Source organism: Nocardioides panacihumi (assembly GCF_039530925.1).
Classification (GTDB): domain Bacteria; phylum Actinomycetota; class Actinomycetes; order Propionibacteriales; family Nocardioidaceae; genus Nocardioides; species Nocardioides panacihumi.
Genome location: NZ_BAAAPB010000001.1, coordinates 1,093,177 through 1,109,475, shown reverse-complemented (window position 1 = coordinate 1,109,475; position 16,299 = coordinate 1,093,177). Strand labels below are relative to the sequence as shown.

At 69.6% G+C, this 16,299-nt stretch carries 14 protein-coding genes; 4 read left to right on the top strand and 10 right to left on the bottom strand.

What is annotated here, in order from left to right:
- Positions 1 to 52 precede the first annotated feature (52 nt).
- The 4 genes from ABD205_RS05290 to ABD205_RS05275 form a co-directional block, all read right to left on the bottom strand.
- On the bottom strand, positions 53 to 1,828 hold the full coding sequence (locus ABD205_RS05290; protein ID WP_344043135.1) for a glycoside hydrolase family 15 protein: 1,776 nt from the start codon (positions 1,826 to 1,828) through the stop codon (positions 53 to 55).
- Between the two features lie 151 nt (positions 1,829 to 1,979).
- On the bottom strand, positions 1,980 to 3,623 hold the full coding sequence (locus tag ABD205_RS05285; protein ID WP_344043133.1) for a GMC family oxidoreductase: 1,644 nt from the start codon (positions 3,621 to 3,623) through the stop codon (positions 1,980 to 1,982).
- Positions 3,620 to 4,264 carry a gluconate 2-dehydrogenase subunit 3 family protein gene (locus ABD205_RS05280; protein ID WP_344043131.1) on the bottom strand — a complete coding sequence of 215 codons (645 nt, stop codon included), beginning with the start codon at positions 4,262 to 4,264 and terminating at the stop codon, positions 3,620 to 3,622. The genes ABD205_RS05285 and ABD205_RS05280 overlap by 4 nt, the downstream gene beginning before the upstream one ends.
- Complete coding sequence (locus ABD205_RS05275; RefSeq protein ID WP_344043129.1) at positions 4,261 to 4,722, bottom strand: hypothetical protein; 462 nt, start codon at positions 4,720 to 4,722, stop codon at positions 4,261 to 4,263. The genes ABD205_RS05280 and ABD205_RS05275 overlap by 4 nt, the downstream gene beginning before the upstream one ends.
- Positions 4,723 to 4,816: 94 nt before the next feature.
- On the opposite strand from ABD205_RS05275, the gene ABD205_RS05270 reads away from it, so the two are divergent.
- Positions 4,817 to 5,734, top strand: coding sequence for an aldose 1-epimerase family protein (locus ABD205_RS05270; protein WP_344043127.1), 918 nt, complete (start codon positions 4,817 to 4,819; stop codon positions 5,732 to 5,734).
- A gap of 10 nt (positions 5,735 to 5,744) precedes the next feature.
- Here the strand turns inward: ABD205_RS05270 and ABD205_RS05265 are convergent, their stop codons facing one another.
- A complete protein-coding gene (locus ABD205_RS05265) occupies positions 5,745 to 7,031 on the bottom strand; it encodes a DUF2254 family protein (protein WP_344043125.1) in 1,287 nt (428 codons plus the stop codon).
- A gap of 50 nt (positions 7,032 to 7,081) precedes the next feature.
- Between ABD205_RS05265 and ABD205_RS05260 the strand changes: the two genes are divergently transcribed.
- Entirely contained in the window at positions 7,082 to 8,137 is a 1,056-nt protein-coding gene (locus ABD205_RS05260; protein WP_344043123.1) for a potassium channel family protein, read from the top strand.
- A gap of 20 nt (positions 8,138 to 8,157) precedes the next feature.
- On the opposite strand, the gene ABD205_RS05255 is transcribed toward ABD205_RS05260, so the two are convergent.
- Genes ABD205_RS05255 through ABD205_RS05240 form a run of 4 tightly spaced genes read right to left on the bottom strand, consistent with a single transcriptional unit; the run spans position 8,158 to position 12,579 of the window.
- Positions 8,158 to 8,907: a ZIP family metal transporter gene (locus ABD205_RS05255; RefSeq protein ID WP_344043121.1), complete on the bottom strand. Its 750-nt coding sequence runs from the start codon at positions 8,905 to 8,907 to the stop codon at positions 8,158 to 8,160.
- Between the two features lie 5 nt (positions 8,908 to 8,912).
- Complete coding sequence (locus ABD205_RS05250; protein ID WP_344043119.1) at positions 8,913 to 9,653, bottom strand: hypothetical protein; 741 nt, start codon at positions 9,651 to 9,653, stop codon at positions 8,913 to 8,915.
- On the bottom strand, positions 9,650 to 10,765 hold the full coding sequence (locus ABD205_RS05245; protein ID WP_344043117.1) for an enolase C-terminal domain-like protein: 1,116 nt from the start codon (positions 10,763 to 10,765) through the stop codon (positions 9,650 to 9,652). The genes ABD205_RS05250 and ABD205_RS05245 overlap by 4 nt, the downstream gene beginning before the upstream one ends.
- Before the next feature lie 8 nt (positions 10,766 to 10,773).
- Positions 10,774 to 12,579 (bottom strand): thiamine pyrophosphate-requiring protein, encoded by a 1,806-nt coding sequence (locus ABD205_RS05240; RefSeq protein ID WP_344043115.1) that lies wholly within the window; start codon positions 12,577 to 12,579, stop codon positions 10,774 to 10,776.
- A 244-nt stretch (positions 12,580 to 12,823) separates the two neighbouring features.
- Here ABD205_RS05240 and ABD205_RS05235 point away from each other — a divergent pair, with 244 nt between their 5' ends.
- Together ABD205_RS05235 and ABD205_RS05230 are read left to right on the top strand one after the other, a co-directional pair.
- Complete coding sequence (locus tag ABD205_RS05235; protein ID WP_344043113.1) at positions 12,824 to 13,291, top strand: MarR family winged helix-turn-helix transcriptional regulator; 468 nt, start codon at positions 12,824 to 12,826, stop codon at positions 13,289 to 13,291.
- Positions 13,292 to 14,039: 748 nt separating this feature from the next.
- Positions 14,040 to 14,276 carry a hypothetical protein gene (locus tag ABD205_RS05230; protein ID WP_344043111.1) on the top strand — a complete coding sequence of 79 codons (237 nt, stop codon included), beginning with the start codon at positions 14,040 to 14,042 and terminating at the stop codon, positions 14,274 to 14,276.
- Positions 14,277 to 15,220: 944 nt separating this feature from the next.
- On the opposite strand, the gene ABD205_RS05225 is transcribed toward ABD205_RS05230, so the two are convergent.
- Complete coding sequence (locus ABD205_RS05225) at positions 15,221 to 15,952, bottom strand: hypothetical protein (protein ID WP_344043110.1); 732 nt, start codon at positions 15,950 to 15,952, stop codon at positions 15,221 to 15,223.
- Between the last annotated feature and the right edge of the window lie 347 nt (positions 15,953 to 16,299).

The window sequence follows — 16,299 nt, the reverse complement described above, 5'->3', positions numbered from 1 at the left end:
CTGTCGGTCCTCGAACTTCTTGCTTCGTCTGTCCTGGTTAGCTCCGGGGCTTTCACCGGGCAGCGGCGCCGAAACCCGCCGTGCCGATCCCGGCGTCTCCGAGCCGCTGCGCGGTCTCCAGCAACAAGGCGTGGACGAAGGCTTGGGGCAGGTTGCCGCGGAGCTGGCGTTGGACGACGTCGAACTCCTCGGCGAACAGGCCGGGCGGACCGAGTGCGCTGCGGTTGCGCTCGAACCAGCGGACCGCGTCGGTGAGGCGGCCCTGCTGGAGGGTGGCGAGTGCCATGTGGAAGCCGCACAGCACGAACGCGCCTTCCTCGACGTGGAGCGGTCGGCTGGGGTCCTGCCGGAACCGGTAGACGTAGCCGTCGTCGGCCAGCGTCGCCCGCACGGCCTCCCAGGTCCGGACGTGGTGCGGGTCGTCGGCGGGCACAGCGCCACGGAGGCCGCCGAGAAGGAGGGAGGCGTCCACGCGCTCGTCGTCCGGCGCGCGTTGCCAGCGGCCGCTGATGTGCACGCAGTCGGCCTCGACCGACCGCAGCAGCCGGTCCGCGAGGTGCTGCCAGGACCGGGCGGTGGCGCCGGTCCTACGGTCGGCGATCGCCCGCAGCCCTGCCACGCAGGCCAGTCGCGAGTGTGCCCAGCGGCGGTCCTCGAGCTCCCAGATCCCGGCGTCGGGGTCTCCGCCGCGCTTCTCGATGGCGGTCACGGTCTCCTCGACGGCTCGCCATCCGGTCGCGTCGAGCCGTCCGGCGGCGTCGGCGGCGGCGTAGAGCTGCAACGCTTCGCCCAGCACGTCGAGCTGGAACTGCTCGTTGACCCGGTTCCCAGTCCGCACGGGCGCGCCCGGGTAGCCGGGCAGCGACAGCTGTCGCTCGGAGGGAACCGGACCGCCGGTCACGGTGTAGGCCGGCTTGATCTCCGCACCGTCGGCCATGATCCGGTCGGTGACGAACCGGACCGCGGAGTCGAGCAGGTCGACGCCGCCCGCGACCGCCGCCGCGAGGCCCGCGTAGCACTGGTCCCGGATCCAGGCGTAGCGATAGTCGTAGTTGCGGCCGGCCTCGGCGCGCTCCGGCAGCGACGTGGTGGCAGCGGCCACCATGGCGCCGGTCCTGCTGGTGAGGCCACGGAGCACGGCGTAGGAGTGCCGCGAGTCGCCGGGAGCGGCGGAGCCGTCGAAGGCCGGCATCTCACCGTGCCAGCCCTCGCAGGTACGTCGCCAGGCATCCTCGGCGACCGGCGGCAGGTCGGGCAGCGGTACGCGGCTGATCTCGAGGACCAGGTCGTAGTGCTCGCCTTGCGGGACGGTGAGGGCGAACCCGATGGTGCCTCCGTCGGGCCGCGCATACGACGGCGTGCCGGACCAGCGGTAGCGGAGGTCACCGGTCCGACCCTCCCAGACCCCCTCAGTGGTCCGCTTCGACGTCATCCGATGCGCGCCGAACCCCGCCGCGAGCTCCAGGACGACGTCGACTTCGGCGTCGCCGTCGCACGCCTCGACGCGGCGCAGCAGCACGACGCGGTCCGGGTCCCCGGGCCAGGCGAGAGCCTCGCGACACTCGATCACCGTGTCGGTGGTCACCCACCGACTCCGCCAGATGAGGCTGCCCTGCTCGTAATGCCCACCCCACACGAAGCGCGGGTCGCGTGGGGTGACGGCGTACCGGCCGCCGCCGCCGAGCAGCGCGGCGAAGACCGCGTCGTCGTGCCAGCGGGGCGCGCACATGAACGCGACGTCACCGCGCGGTCCGACGAGCGCGCCGCGTTCGCCGTCCGCGAGCAGGGCGTACTGGCGCAGGGTGTGGGCGGTGAAGGCTTGGGTCATGGGCGACTCCCGGATTCAGCGGCGGGGACAGCGGCTCCGTACCCCGCGCGAGGGCAATATATGCGCTGCCGCATATATGCGACACCGCAATGTTTGCGCTGATCGAGAGCTGGCTGAGGTGTCACCAGCAGGTTTCCGTTCCCGTCCGCGGTCACGCAGGCACGCCGGATCGCGCGCCGGCGACGAGGCGGTCGGCAGCTCGAGCGGCGAGGGCCATGATGGTGAGGGCCGGGTTGGCGCTCCCCTGGGTCGGCAGGATGCTGCCGTCGGTGATGTAGAGGTTGGGCACGGCGAAGGTGCGGCTCTCGGCGTCGACGACGCCGTGCCGCTCGTCGGCCGCCATGCGGGCGCCGCCGACGAGGTGGGCGAAGCGGTCGATCGTGATGACCTCGTCCGCGCCCGCGGCACGCAGGATCTGCTCCATGACCTGCTGCGCGGCGTTCATCAGAGCGGTGTCGTTGTCGCCCTGGGTGTAGGCGAAGTTGGCGACCGGAAGACCGTGACGGTCCTTCTCGTCCGCCAGGGTGACCCTGTTCTCGGGTTGGGGCAGGAACTCACACAAGGCTCCGAGGCAGGCCCAGTGCACGTAGTCGCTCATGTAGTCACGCAGCGAACGGCCCCAGTGGCCCTGGGCGGCGACGTGCTCGGCCCAGGTGATCGGGAGCGGAGAGACGGTCTGGATGGAGAAGCCGCGCTTGTACGGCTTCGAGGGGTCGGTCTCGTAGAACTCCTCGGTGCTGACCTCCGGAGGCGGCGCCTTGTACATCCGGACCTCGGCCTCGAAGCGTCCGGCGGTCTGGGGAGCCCCCTGGACCATGAGGTAGCGCCCGACCTGGTCGTAGTCGTTGCACAGCCCGTCGGGGAAGCGGGCCGAGGTCGAGTTGAGCAGCAGACGGGGTGTCTCGATCGAGTAGCCGGCGATCGCGACGATCCGCGCCTTCTGAAACCGGGCGACGCCGTCGCGGACATAGTGCACGCCGGTCGCTCGTCCGGTGCGCTCGTCGATCTCGACGCGGGTCACCATCGAGTCGGCACGCACTTCGGCGCCATGGGCGAGGGCGTCCGGGATGTGGGTGATCAATGGCGATGCCTTCGCGTTGACCTTGCAGCCCTGGAGGCAGAACCCGCGGTAGATGCAGTGGGGTCGGTTGCCGAACCGTCCGTTGGCGATCGCGACGGGTCCGACCTTGGCTGTGATCCCCAGGCGCTGGGCACCGCGGAGGAAGACCTCGCCGTTGCCGCCCACCGGGTGCGGGCGGTGGGGGTAGGAATGCGGGTCGCCCCACGGCCAATTGTCCCCGGCAACCGGGAGCTCCGCCTCAATCTCCTCGTAGTAGGGCTTGAGGTCGGCATAGGCCAGCGGCCAGTCCGCCCCCACTCCCTCCGCCGAGAAGGTGTGGAAGTCGCTCGGGTGGAATCGGGGCGTGTAGCCGGCGTAGTGCACCATCGACCCGCCGACGCCTCGGCCGGAATTGTTCGAGCCGAGCGGGACGGGGTCGGCTCCCGAGATGACCCGGGGCTCGGTCCAGTAGAGATGGTGCGAGCCGGCCTCGTCGCTCACCCAGTCGGCGTCCGGATCCCAGAAGGGTCCTGCGTCGAGTGCGACCACCTTCCACCCGGCGCGTGCGAGCCGCTGGATCAGCGTCGATCCACCGGCACCACAACCGACGACGACCAGGTCGACCTCATCGGTGTCGGCGAAGCGCCGCATGTCGTGGCGGAGCCGGTGGTTGGTGCGGGTGCCGTCGGTCGGGAGGAGCCACGCCGACTCGTTGCGGTCACGGACGCTGTTCATCGCGCCCTCGCGGCCGGGTCGTCTCCGGGCCGGGCGTCGGGGACCTCGAACGGCTCACGTGCGTCGATGCCGGCGTTCTTGTAGCCGCGCGGGTAGGCGGGCCCCGGGAACCCGATCTCGTTCCAGGCGGCCGGGTGGGCGTAGAACGCGGTGCAGACATAGCGCGTCCACAGGCTCCACACGTGCTTGGCGCACAGCCCGTGCCACTCTGCCGTGCCGCTGTCCTGGACCTCCTGGATCAAGGTGGCCTGCTGCTGCGAGGAGCAGCGGGCGAACTCGGTGTCGAAGCGTCCGCGCGCATCGTCATCCAGGGCGGCGAGGGTGTCGCGCCAGGCCCGGCCGTCCTCGGGCATGTCGACGTATCGCCAGCCATCGGTCTGCTGCTCGGCCAGACGGGCATCGATCAGGTTCACGACCGGAACCTTTGACCCAGGGTCGACGGAGTGGGCCTGTCCGATGAGCTGGTCGCACAACGCGGTGGCGACCGCCTGCTCGGCCGTCGTGAAGTAGCGGATGTCCGGCGCCCTGCCGATCCGGGACAGCACCACCCCGGCGGTCACGGCGTCCCAGTGCCCGCTCTGCGAGAGGACGTTGAAGTCTGGGAACCGCTGCTCGGTGCCCGGGTTGTGCAGCCGAGTCACTTCTCGCGCCGTAGCACGGAGGCGAGAAGGCCCATCCCGCCGACCATGGTGACCAGCAGCGGGGCCAGCAGCGGCGGGCCCATCTCGATGTTGTAGCGCGCGTTGCGCCAGCCGCCGGGCTTCTGCGCGATCCCGCGCGCGTGCAGATACGTGCCCTGCAGACCGTTGGCCACGATCGCTGCCGACGCGATCGGCAGAACGGTCTTGGCCATCCGCTGACTGAAGAACCCCGCCACACCGGCGGCGGCACCGACCGGCCCGAGAGCGACCGGGAGCCACATCAGCTTGTTCCCGAAGCTCGCCGAGTCGTGCTCGAAGTAGATCTCCACTGCGGTCACCAGCGCACCCGCGGCCGTCAAGGCCGAGAGGCTTCGCTCGAACCGCCCCGTCTCGACGTTGCGCACCATCCGGTCCACACCGTGCCGGACAGTGGCCACGTCACGTCCTCCGCTTCCCATGCTTTCACCCTAGGCAGATCTATGCGATAGCGCAACGATCTGTTGGGTACTAGCCACGCGGAGCAGCGAAACGAGAGGAAACGGGAGGACGGACATGACCTTCGCGCCTTCGGGGCAGCAGCACGAGATCGGCTTCGAGGACCAGCACGCGACGATCGTCGAGGTCGGCGGCGGCATCCGCGAGTACCGCGTCGGCGATCGCGACGTCCTGCAGCCCTACGAGCGGGACAGCATGTGCGACGGCGCACACGGAGCCCCCTTGATCCCGTGGCCCAACCGGCTGGCGGACGGGTGGTACCGGTTCGACGGCGTCGACCACCAGGTCGCCCTCACCGAGCCCGACAAGCACAACGCCATCCACGGGTTCCTCCACTGGCGCTCCTGGCAGCCGGTCGAGAACCGAGGCGACGGCCTCACCATGGCGACCACACTCCTGCCGTTGGAGGGATACCCCTTCGCGCTCGAGGTCCAGATCGATTACCGGTTGGGGCCTGGCGGCCTCACCGTCACCATCACGACCACCAACATCGGCGACCGCACGGCACCCTATGGCTGTGGCCAGCACCCCTACCTCTCACCCGGGGAAGGGCCGATCGACGGCTGCACCATCCGCATGGAGGCAGACACCCGCATCCTCACCGACCCCCAGCGCAAGCTGCCCGCCGGTCGCGAGACGGTGACCGGGACGGCGTACGACTTCAGGGCCGGGACCGAGCTCGGCGACCTCAAGATCGACCATGCCTTCACCGACCTGCATCGCGACCTCGACGGCCGAGCCTGGGTCCACCTGACCGGAACCGACGGCCGGACCGTCCAGCTCTGGGTCGACGAGAGCTACGGCCTCCTCGAGTTGTTCACAGGCGACACTCTGGCCCCCGGTCGCCGCCGTCGCGGGCTCGGTGTCGAACCGATGACCTGCCCTCCCAACGCATTCCAGAGCGGCGTCCAGGTGACCCGGCTCGACTCCGGCCACACCGCCACGGCCAGTTGGGGCGTGTCCCTTGTCGACTAGCCCTCTCGCATTACACCTCGACTGCGGCAGCGCCGAGCCGGCGCCACGCACGCTCTACCGCGGGCGAGGCTGGCAGCTGGTCGACGAGGGGCCCCATCGCGCGGAGGTCCTCGACGATCCGGCGGCGGTGCGGCTCGGACGCGAGCGCGAGCATCGCCTCATAGGTCTCCATGACCCGAACGGCCTGCTGGTGCTGGTGCGACTCGTGCGCGACGACCAGAGCCGAGTACATCGCCTCGAGCAGAGTGTCGAGATCGTCGTCGCGGTACACGACCCGGCACGGGTCCGGCCCCGTCCGCTCCCCCTCCGCAAGCCAACGGGTCGCCAGGTCGCGGAGCGCGTGCAGCGCTTGTCCCGCGATGGCCGGGTTCTGCTTCGATGTCGACCCACTGGTCCAGGCGATGTTGCTGATGTCGCGGATGGCGGTGCTGGGGTCGACGTCGATGTCAGGCGTTCGACTCACCGGCACGGCGGCCGCGACCCCATCGCGCAGAGTCTCGGCCGCAGCGGGATCGAAGTGCCGGATGCTCGCCACGAGGTCGCCGGTCACGACCTCGGACCCCACCGTCACATGGAGCTCGACCTCAGCGTCGGGGTCGTCGCCGAGGGCGGTGACAATGCGATCGAGATCGACGGTCTCGATGTAGCCGAACGTGGGGCAGCGCAGCTGCGCTGCGACGGGAGCGCAGGAGTCGGATGCGCGCCGGGTGCGGACGATCAGACGCGCCTCGCGGTCGTGCGCAGCGACGGCTCGGTCGTGGAGCTGGCGCATCACGTTGTCGGGTCGCATCTGGTCGATGGTGGAGTAGACGAGGAAGAGCAGGCAGGCGAGCGCGACGACCGTGAGCGCGGTGGCCAGGAAGGCCCCGATGACCGGGGGCGTGCTCGGCTGCACCGCCGCGAGCACGACGTAGGAGTAGAGCGCCAGACCGACGAACAGTCCGAGGTAGATCTGGTTGGCGCGGCGCCGGACGAACTGGTCGAAGACCACCGGAGACAGGTTCGAGGCGGTCTGCTGGACGGCCAGCAGGAGGACCGAGAACGTGATCGAGGTGACCGTCACCAGACCGGTGGCCACAGCGCCCAGCGTGTCGCTCGCGGTCTTCTTGCCGATCATCTGACCCAGGCCGTTGCGCAGCCCCTCTATGGCCGGTCCGCTCGCTTGGTCCCCGACGATCGACAGCGCCGCGAGCCCGAGCATCACCAACACGACCACGACCGGCACGGCGACGAACTCGCGCAGGGCCCGTGGCACGCGCACCCGCAACGGTGTGCGGGCACTGGCTCGCCGCGTCATCGCTGCCTCCCACCGGCTACGCGCCGGCCGGCTCGGGTGAGGCGACTGACGTGAGGAGCAGCGCGACGAGCGTCGTTGGCGTCCTCGTGGTGCTGACCACGGTGGTCGACGTGTTCTACACGGTTCTCTTCCCGGGGAGTGGTCGTGGTCCCCTCCGCCGACCGTTGAGTCGGCTGGTCCATGGCGCCTTCGGCCTGACCCGAGGGCTCCCGCGCCGATGGCGGCGCCGCATACTCGCCTACGCCGGACCGACCCACGTGGCTGCGACTCTGCTCGCCTGGTTCGCGATGCTGCTCATCGGATGGGCCGCCATCTACCGACCGGCCCTCGGCGACGGCATCGTCGCAGCTCAGGGGTCGACCGTCCGGTCCTGGGGAACGGCGTTCTACTTCAGCGGCTACACGCTGACGACCTTGGGGCTCGGCGACGTGGTCGCGGCCAGTCCGGCGTACCGGGCACTTACGGTCATCGAGGCGGCGATGGGCTTCATGACCTTCACCTTGGTGATCTCCTACTTCCTCACGGTCTACAGCACCTTGACCGGCCGGAACGCCTTCGCCCTCTCGCTGCATCAGCGCAGCGGCGGCACCGGCCGCGGCGTCGACATCGTCCGGGCGCTGTGGCAGGAAGGCCCCGCCGGCGCTGCGATCCAGCTGGCCGAGATGGCCACCGAGATGCGCCGGCTCGTACAGACGCACACCTCGTACCCCGTGCTGCGCTCCTTCCACGACGAGTGTGAGTACGACGCGCTCCCCCGCATCCTGCAAACCTGCTGGGAGACGGCCGCGCTGCTGCGCACCACCGTGCTCGTGCCGGCCGAGCGACCAGAGCTGGCCGGCAGCAGCCCGCGGGAGATAGCCGCGTCGGCAGGGGAGCTGTGCACCCGAGTCGTCCGGGCGCCGATCGAGCGCGGCCCCCTGCCGTCGCAGCGGGAGCGGTGGCTCGCCGACCACGCCCGCGCACGCGAGGAGCTCCTGGCGGCCGGCGTCCCCGTCCGTGACGACGCGGGCGAGGAGTACGTCGATGCCCGGGCGGGCTGGGAGCCGTCCGTGGCGATGCTGGCTCACCACCTCCTGTACGAGTGGGACACGCCAGCCCCGTCCTGATCGCTGCCCGTCGACGTCGATCACAGGCGCTCCACACTGAACGCGAGCCCGAACCCGAGGGTGGCGATGAGTCCGGCGTACATGTGCGTGCGCTCGAAGGCCTCCGGGATCATCGTGTCGGCGACCATGGCAAGGATGGCCCCGGCGGCGACGGCGGTGATGACCGCAATCGCGCCTCCCGAAGCGCCCTGCAGCAGAAGGCAGCCGAGCAGGCCCGCCAGCCCGCTGGCAGCAGCGACGCTGATCCAGACACCGAAGACGTAGCCGGCGCTACGACCACTGCGTCTCATCCCGGCCGCGCTGGCGAGACCCTCCGGCAGGTTCGAGATGAAGATCGCAACGAGGACCGGAACGCCGACGCCTCCGCCGCCCAGCAGGCTGAGCCCCAACACCACGGACTCCGGGACACCGTCGAGCAGGGCCCCGACCGCGATCGCCGCACCGCTGCCTGCCTGCTGCTCCTCTGACGGCTGCTGCTCCTGCGAGCGCTTGCGGTGGCGCGCGCCGAACCGAGCGAGCACCACGTTCGCAACGACGTACACGATCGCACCGCCGAGGAACCCGACAAGCGTTGGGCCGAGCCCACCGGTCGACTCCGCCTCATCGACGAGGTCGAACGCCAGCGCGGAGATCAGCACCCCGGCGCCGAATGCCATCACGCTGGCAACCACTCGCTGCGGGACGGTCACGAACCATGCCACGAGGGCACCGATCACGAGAGCACCCCCGGCCAGCAGCCCCCAACCTCCTGCCTGGATCCAGACGGGCATCCCACTCACTCCTCTCCGCGCCGCGAACCGACGCTCGACTCCACGGCTGACGAACTGACGCCGACAACGACCCCGGCCAAGACCGCAACAGCTCCGACCATGACCTCGACGACCGAGCGCCCGAGCAGCTGGTGCGGAGCGAAGACGCCCTGCAGCACCAAGAGCTCGCCGGCGAGGGCGGCCACCCAGCCCGCGACGCGATGTACACCGGCGCCGGCCACGCAGCGGATCCCAGCCAAGCCGAGGACGATCGCGGCCGCCACGGCGCGGAAGCTGTCGGCACGCATGGTGGTGGTGCCTTCGGCGCTGATGCCCCACTGCGTCCACACCAGGACGAGTACGCCGATCAGGATCGTCCAGCCCGCGGGACGGTCGTAGGGTCCTGCGCTCGTCACGACCGACCGAGCGCGGACCCGACGAACCCGCTCCGCGGTCGCGACGGAGTCCGCGCGCGCCGCGGGCGATCGGACCATCGCTCCCGGAGAAGTGCCGGGTCGTGGATCGCCGGTCCTCAGGTGCTCCAGCTCAGCGCCGAAGCTGGCGGCCGGGGTGGCGTCGCGCAGGATGCCGCCGCGCACCGCGACCACGCCACCCAGCACCAACACGGCGATCCCGGCGACCCACGCCGCTACCGACGCGATGATGAGGCCGACCGCGATCGCGACCGCGCCGCCCAGTGCGAGCACGAGCCCCGACCAGACCAGCCGGGGCCTCACCAACGGGGCGCAGCGATGATCTCGTCTCATCGCGTCCTACCTCCCCTGCTGGCACGATGCTCGTCGACCACACTGCGTCGGAGCGTCAGGCCATGACCGGGCAGCTGGCGGGGCGCCAGCCGTCCGGCGACCGGCACGGGGGCGCCGTCGAAGAGCGTCCGGGCGATCCGGACGTGGTCGTGGAAGTACTCCAGGTGCCGCAGGCCCGGGGTGGCCGGTGCCACGGGGAGCGTGAGGTACGGCGCGCAGTGTCCCGAGACCTCCACTCCGCGGGCATGCGCCACGGCGGCGCAGCGCAACCACCCGGTGTAGCCGCCGCATCGCGTGACGTCGATCTGCAGGCAGTCGACGGAGCGGCGCACCATCCGCTCGACGTAGCTCGGCCCGTCGGCGTACTCCCCCGCAACGACGTCGGCCCGCACCGCCGACCGCACGACGGCCAGCCCGTCGAGGTCGTCGCTGCTCACCGGTTCCTCGAACCAGGTGACGCCGAGCTCGTCGAGCTCGCTGCCCACGCGGCGCGCCTGCCCGACGTCGTAGCCACCGTTGGCGTCGGTGAACACCTCGACGTCACCACCGACGAGCTCGCGGACCTGGCGGACCCTGTCGAGGTCACGCCCGACCCGGTGCCCCCACGACTCGCCGATCTTGATCTTCACCGCTCGGACACCGAAGCCGAGCCAGTTGGAAACCTGCTCGTCCAGCCGCTCCTGGTCATAGGTCGTGAAGCCGCCGCTGCCGTAGACCTCGACCTCGCTCAAGGGGCCGCCGAGAAGCCGCGTCACGGGCACGTAGTGCAACCTCGCGCACAGGTCCCAGAGCGCGATGTCGACCGCCGAGATCGCCATCCCGACGAGGCCGGCGGTGCCGGCGTTGCGGGAAGCCACGCGCATCGCCGTGTGTGCGGCAACCGGGGCCAGCGCGTCGCGACCCTGCACCACTGGCTCCAGCAACCCGATGACGATGTTCTCGACGGCGGCTGGCGCGAAGGTCCAGCCCGTGCCGACGCAGCCGCTGCTTTGTGCTTCGACGATGACGACGGTCGTCGAGTCCCATGACACGGTGCCGTCGGCCTCGGGTCCGTCAGTCGAGAAGGTGCACGCCGTGACTCGCAGGCCCTCGACGACGGCTTCGGTCCTCATCGGCCGCCTCACTCCCCGCGCTCTGAACCGGCGGCGGAGGCCAAGACCTCCTGGGCCTTGGTGCGCATGCCTTCCTTGACGATGTCCCACCGGCTGGTGTCGCCTTTGAGCAGCGCCTTCGCGGTCTGGGTGGCCTGCTCGAGGGTCACATGCGGCGGGATCGGCGGGATGTTCGGGTCGCAGTGGACATCGAGCACCATCGGCCGGTCGGCGGCGAGCGCCGTGCGCCAGGCGTCGGCGAGCTGGTCAGGGTCCTCCACGGTGAGCGCCTCGAGGCCCAGGGACGCGGCGAAGTCGGCGTAGGAGACGTCCGGCAGCGCCTGGCTCTCCACGAAGCGCGGGGTGCCGCCCATCGCCCGCAGCTCCCAGGTGACCTGGTTGAGGTCGTTGTTGTGCAGGACCGCCACGACCAACCGAGGGTCCTGCCACTCCTGCCAGTAGCGGCTGATCGTGATCAGCTCGGCCAGACCGTTCATCTGCATGGCACCGTCACCCTCGAAGGCGACCACGGGTCGGTCGGGCTGGGCGAACTTCGCGCCGATCGCGTACGGCACCCCGGGCCCCATCGTGGCCAGGTTGCCCGAGAGGGTTCCGCGCATGGCGCCCCGCATCCGGACCTGCCGGGCGTACCAGTTTGCCGCCGATCCGCTGTCGGCGGCGATCAGCACGTCGTCCGGCGCCTGGGCGGAGAACTCGGAGAAGATCCGCATCGGGTTCACCGGCTCGGCCGGGACCGCGGCCTCGCGCTCCATCACCTTCCACCAGTGCGACACCTGTGCGCACAGGTGCTCCTGCCAGGACCGGTCCTCTTTGCGCTCGAGCAGGGACAACAGCGCGTCGAGCGTCGCCGCGGCGTCGCCCACGAGGTTGACCTCGTAGGGGTAGCGCATCCCGATCATGGTTGCGTCCAGGTCGACCTGGACGGCCCGTGCCTGGTCCAGGCCAGGCAGGAACTGGGTGTAGGGGAAGCTCGACCCGATCGTGAGCAGCGTGTCGCAGTCACGCATCATCTCGTACGACGGCCGGGTGCCGAGAAGGCCGATCGACCCTGTCACCCAGGGCAGGTCGTCGCTGAGCACGTCTTTGCCGAGGAGTGCCTTGGCCACGCCGGCGCCCAGGACGTCGGCGATTTGCTCGACCTGCTGGCGAGCGCCGCGGGCGCCGTGCCCGACGAGGAGGGCGACCTTGCGGCCGGCGTTGAGCACGTCGGCCGCTTGCTGCACGGCCTGCGGGTCCGGGACGACCCTGGGCTGGTAGAAGCCCAGGCTGGAGGGCACCTGCTTGAACTCATGCTGCGGCGCGGCGTACTCCAGCTCCTGGACATCGCTCGGGACGATGACCACGGTCGGCGCGCGGCGTGCGGTCGCCACCTTGATCGCCCTGTCCAGAACGTTGGGAAGCTGCTCGGGCACCGTCACCATCTGGACGTACTCCGAGGCGACGTCCTTGAAGAGGTTGAGCAGGTCGACCTCCTGCTGGTAACTGCCTCCCATCGCGCTGCGCGCTGTCTGCCCCACCACGGCGACCAGCGGGACGTGGTCGAGCTTGGCGTCATACAGTCCGTTGAGCAGGTGGATGGCGCCCGGGCCGGAGGTGGCCATGCACACGGCCGTCCGTCCGCTCATCTTCGCGTACCCGACGGCCTCGAACGCGCTCATCTCCTCGTGCCGCGCTTGGATGAAGCGCGGCCGGTCGTCGGCGCGCGAGAACGCGCCGAGCAGACCGTTGATGCCGTCGCCTGGGTAGCCGAAGACATGCGTCACTCCCCATCGTCGCAGGCGGTCGAGGATGTGGTCGGCCACGGTGGTCTTCATGTCGTCTCCTCGCAAGAAGACCGGTCGCCCTTGCGGTGCGGCCGGTCGCGGACCGTCTGGCGGGAGGCGCCGCTGGGACGCGGGGACATGTTGCCGGCTCAGCCCTGGCCCAACGGCGCCTCCCATTCTCAGTGGTACCACGGTCGTTGCGCTTACGCAATTAATGCAGTCTCGCACGTAACCGGCACCGGCGCCCCTGCAGTAGCGTGGGCGCGCGGACAGTTGTCGAGCTTGAGGAGGAGCCATGGACACCCACACGACCGACGCCGCAGCCGACGCGTTCATCACCGCCAGCCGCGCCCTGGTCGGAATGGCGATCCGCTCCATCGACACCGTGGCGGAGACGATCACCGTGGCACAGCACCGTGTCCTGGTGCTCCTTGCCGCCCGCGGCCCGCAGACGATCGGGGACGTGGCCGCGGAGCTCGCGGTGAACCCGTCGAACGCCACGCGCCACTGCGAGCGCCTCAGCCGACTCGGCCTCGTCGCCAAGCAGCGCTCCGCGTCGGACGCACGCATCGTGGAGGTCTCCCTCAGCCGCGACGGCAAGCTTCTCCTCGATACAGTCACGGACGCGCGTCGGCGGGAGGTGCGTGCCGTCCTCGATCGCATGGGATCTCGACGGGCCGCCGAGGTTACGCAGGCTCTTTCCGCCTTCAGCCAGGCCGCGCGGGAGGTCGAGGACGCGCACTGGGCCACGACACCCTGGTAGCGTCGGCGCCTGATTGCCATAGCGCAACGTTTGCGCGCGATGGCGCTGTCGGGATGGACGGGGCGGCCCCGGGTCCTCCGGAGGACTCACGTCGAAGGCGATCTCGACGACGTTGGTCGGCGTCCTTCACCCGCTCCGCTCGTCGCCCTCGACGGTTTCATCGATTGGTTGTGCCTTACCCCGGTTCGACTCCGGCGCCCTGTCTCGTCGCACTGCTCCAAGACGAGTCCGCCGCCCACTGGACCATCGCGGCGACGGACCCGCCGCGGGAAGACGACCGGGTGGTCGGGACGGCGTACGCCGTGCTGCGGACTGGACCGCGAAGGCTTCCTCCTACGTAGCGACCCGTCGGCCCACGGCGGCATGGACGGGCCTTCCCCAGGCCCTCACGCTCGCCGGATTCATCAACACGACCGTTGCCTGACCGGCGGCGGCCGAGCAACTCCATCACCACACACTGAGCTCGAGCGGCACCGTTCATGCGCTACCCCCAGAATCCATGCGCAGACGCATGCTTTTGTCGGCTAGCGGGAACCGCCGAAGTAGATCCACCGCCGCATCGGACAGACCAAGCCGCCACCCACGCAGCGACCGCCGTGGAACGGCGGCCCTGGCGGCGCTCGGCGACACCTGATGACTGCAACGATTCCGCGGAGTAGATGAAGTGCGAATATCTCAATTGCTAGTCGCCTGGTCGACTGTGGCCGGTGTTTCGCGAGCCATGACTGGGAGAGGGAATCGGCCCGACGTGCTTCGCTACCACGTACCGCCTGGACAGGATGCAGCTGCGGCGCTCGCCGCGGTCCGAGAGGCCGGGCTGTCGGCGACGATCGACATGGACGGCGGCTTTGAAGACGTCGTCATCAGCTGTGATCCTCGGAAGGACCGTGAACACGTCCGCACCGTGCTCCGCAACGCTCCGACCGAGTTAAGCGGGAATTCGGTCCAAGGACCGCCGATCGCCTTCGCCGACGAGGAGCGCTAGCGCGACGGGCAGCGATCATGGCGGCACCGGACTCCGATTGAACACGTCCGTCGGCCCCTCGGCGCTCTGCTCTGGCGCGCGGACCAAACTAGGCCTGATGGCCTTCCTCCGTCACTTCGGATCGTCTGCATGGGCGACTAACGGAGGCGGCACTCGTCTCGACGGCTGATCGCCCACGCTGTACGCCACGTCCTTCAGTCGGAGAGAGCAGGACACACCCAGCAATCCGGAGCAACCCCACGACGGCATCCGCGCAGGTCAGCCACCAGATGAGCGGCCAGCGGGGAAACGCCGGAAGATGCGCGGCGCTAATCAGCGGGTTCAGGGTTCGCGTCCCTGATGGCGTACCGAACATGACCTCTGACCTGGTCAAACAGGTCAGGGGTCATTCTGCTTTCGCGTCGGCGCCACTTTCTCGTCGGCGCCACGCTTTGCCACGCCACCACACTTTTTCATGATCCGCGTCCGAGGCCCATCACACGGGTCTCCACGCTCAGCGCAGCCGATGTCTGGCGGATGGCTGCGACCCAAACCGGCCGGAATTAGGAGTCAGGAGCCGCGGAGCGTCGTGCCACATGGCGGCGGCCACGCGGCTACCAAGTCGAGCCGTGTGCTGACGGCGGTTTGGCAGTCCTTCGCGCGCACGCCGTTCCCTGCACCTAGGTGACGAATGGCCGGGAGCGGACTCCGATGAGACGCAGGCTCGCATGGAGCGTGGCCCCGCACGCTGACCTCGCTGCTACCCACCCCCGCCGGCGGCACAGACGATCGAGTCTCTCCCCTGACGAAAGTCATCGACCACATCAGGACCGACATCCTCCGTCCCAGCCGTTGGCAACCGCCGACTCTTGGCGACTCCAAGAATCTCGGCGCACCAGAACCTCTACCGCTGCCCAAACACCTCCCAAACAAGCCGGCACGTATGCCACCGAGCGGCGTCCTCTTTAGGCCGAACGGCCACGGTGCTCACGCTCCACCAACACCTCATCCGCATAGATCTCCAGCAAGTCATCGCACGAGACGGGAGGAAACTCGTGGAGGTCGAACCAGTTCGCGATCTCCTCGAGGTCCATCTCGACGCGCACGAAGGCTGCCAGGCGGTCGATCAGCTCGACGGTGCGGCGACGCAACGTGCGCGTAGAGATGCCGCGCAGGCTGCTCATGTACATGAGCGTGCGCGGTGCGGTGAGGCCACCGCGGCCACGATGGCCGGAGATGCCCGCGGCCGCGGCGTCTCGACAGAGCCACAGCAGGTGGCCGGCCTGCGCGGTAGTGACGATCTGGCACCTCACGGCCTGCTGCACTACCGCGCTGAGAGTCTCGGATGAATCCAGCTCGGATGATGGGCCGAACACGCCGTGCGCTATCTCGGGGAGCTCGGCGACCACGGCGGTTCGCGACCAGGCCGGGTCGCTCCTCACCGATGCACGACCGACACCGAGATCGGCGCGGACGGCGTCTTGGACGGCGCGGATGATGTTGGCGGCGACGGACCGCTCGTAGGTGCGAGCGCCACCCGTGAGCTCGACCCACATTTGACCGGCCACCATTCCGTCGATGTCGCCTGACCTATCGGCGAGCCTGGCGGCAACAAGCGACGCGGCTGGGCACAGGAGCCAGGCCAGTGCGATCGCCGCGGCGTGGTCCTCGCGAGCGAGGCGGGCAAGGAGCGCCACGACGCGATCCCTCTCAGCCCGTTCGGCCGCCTTCGTCCACGTCGGCAGATCTAGGAGATCGGCGACCACGCCCAACGTTGGATGTGCGGCGCACCATCGGCCCCAACCCAGCCTGGCCTCCAACATCAATGAGCCGTCCACGTCTGCGACTCCGAGGCACTCAGACACGCTCATCGCGACCCGCCTTTCGAGAGCCCTACGCCTGATAGGTGCGGAGGCGTGGCCGCGACACGCCGCCAATTGCCCTGCCCGTCACCTCGACGGCCGACCCGGCGAATCGAATCGCCGCACGTCAGGGCCCATTTTCGAGATCCTTCCTCAGAAAGCTTCGATCGAATATGTTGGAG

What these genes read in the sequence shown, in the direction of transcription:
- ABD205_RS05290 (WP_344043135.1), bottom strand. Translation starts at nt 1,828, where the DNA reads ATGACCCAAGCCTTCACCGCCCACACCCTGCGCCAGTACGCCCTGCTC.
- ABD205_RS05285 (WP_344043133.1), bottom strand. Translation starts at nt 3,623, where the DNA reads ATGAACAGCGTCCGTGACCGCAACGAGTCGGCGTGGCTCCTCCCGACC.
- ABD205_RS05275 (WP_344043129.1), bottom strand. Translation starts at nt 4,722, where the DNA reads ATGGGAAGCGGAGGACGTGACGTGGCCACTGTCCGGCACGGTGTGGAC.
- ABD205_RS05270 (WP_344043127.1), top strand. Translation starts at nt 4,817, where the DNA reads ATGACCTTCGCGCCTTCGGGGCAGCAGCACGAGATCGGCTTCGAGGAC.
- ABD205_RS05265 (WP_344043125.1), bottom strand. Translation starts at nt 7,031, where the DNA reads ATGACGCGGCGAGCCAGTGCCCGCACACCGTTGCGGGTGCGCGTGCCA.
- ABD205_RS05255 (WP_344043121.1), bottom strand. Translation starts at nt 8,907, where the DNA reads ATGCCCGTCTGGATCCAGGCAGGAGGTTGGGGGCTGCTGGCCGGGGGT.
- ABD205_RS05250 (WP_344043119.1), bottom strand. Translation starts at nt 9,653, where the DNA reads ATGAGACGAGATCATCGCTGCGCCCCGTTGGTGAGGCCCCGGCTGGTC.
- ABD205_RS05245 (WP_344043117.1), bottom strand. Translation starts at nt 10,765, where the DNA reads ATGAGGACCGAAGCCGTCGTCGAGGGCCTGCGAGTCACGGCGTGCACC.
- ABD205_RS05240 (WP_344043115.1), bottom strand. Translation starts at nt 12,579, where the DNA reads ATGAAGACCACCGTGGCCGACCACATCCTCGACCGCCTGCGACGATGG.
- ABD205_RS05235 (WP_344043113.1), top strand. Translation starts at nt 12,824, where the DNA reads ATGGACACCCACACGACCGACGCCGCAGCCGACGCGTTCATCACCGCC.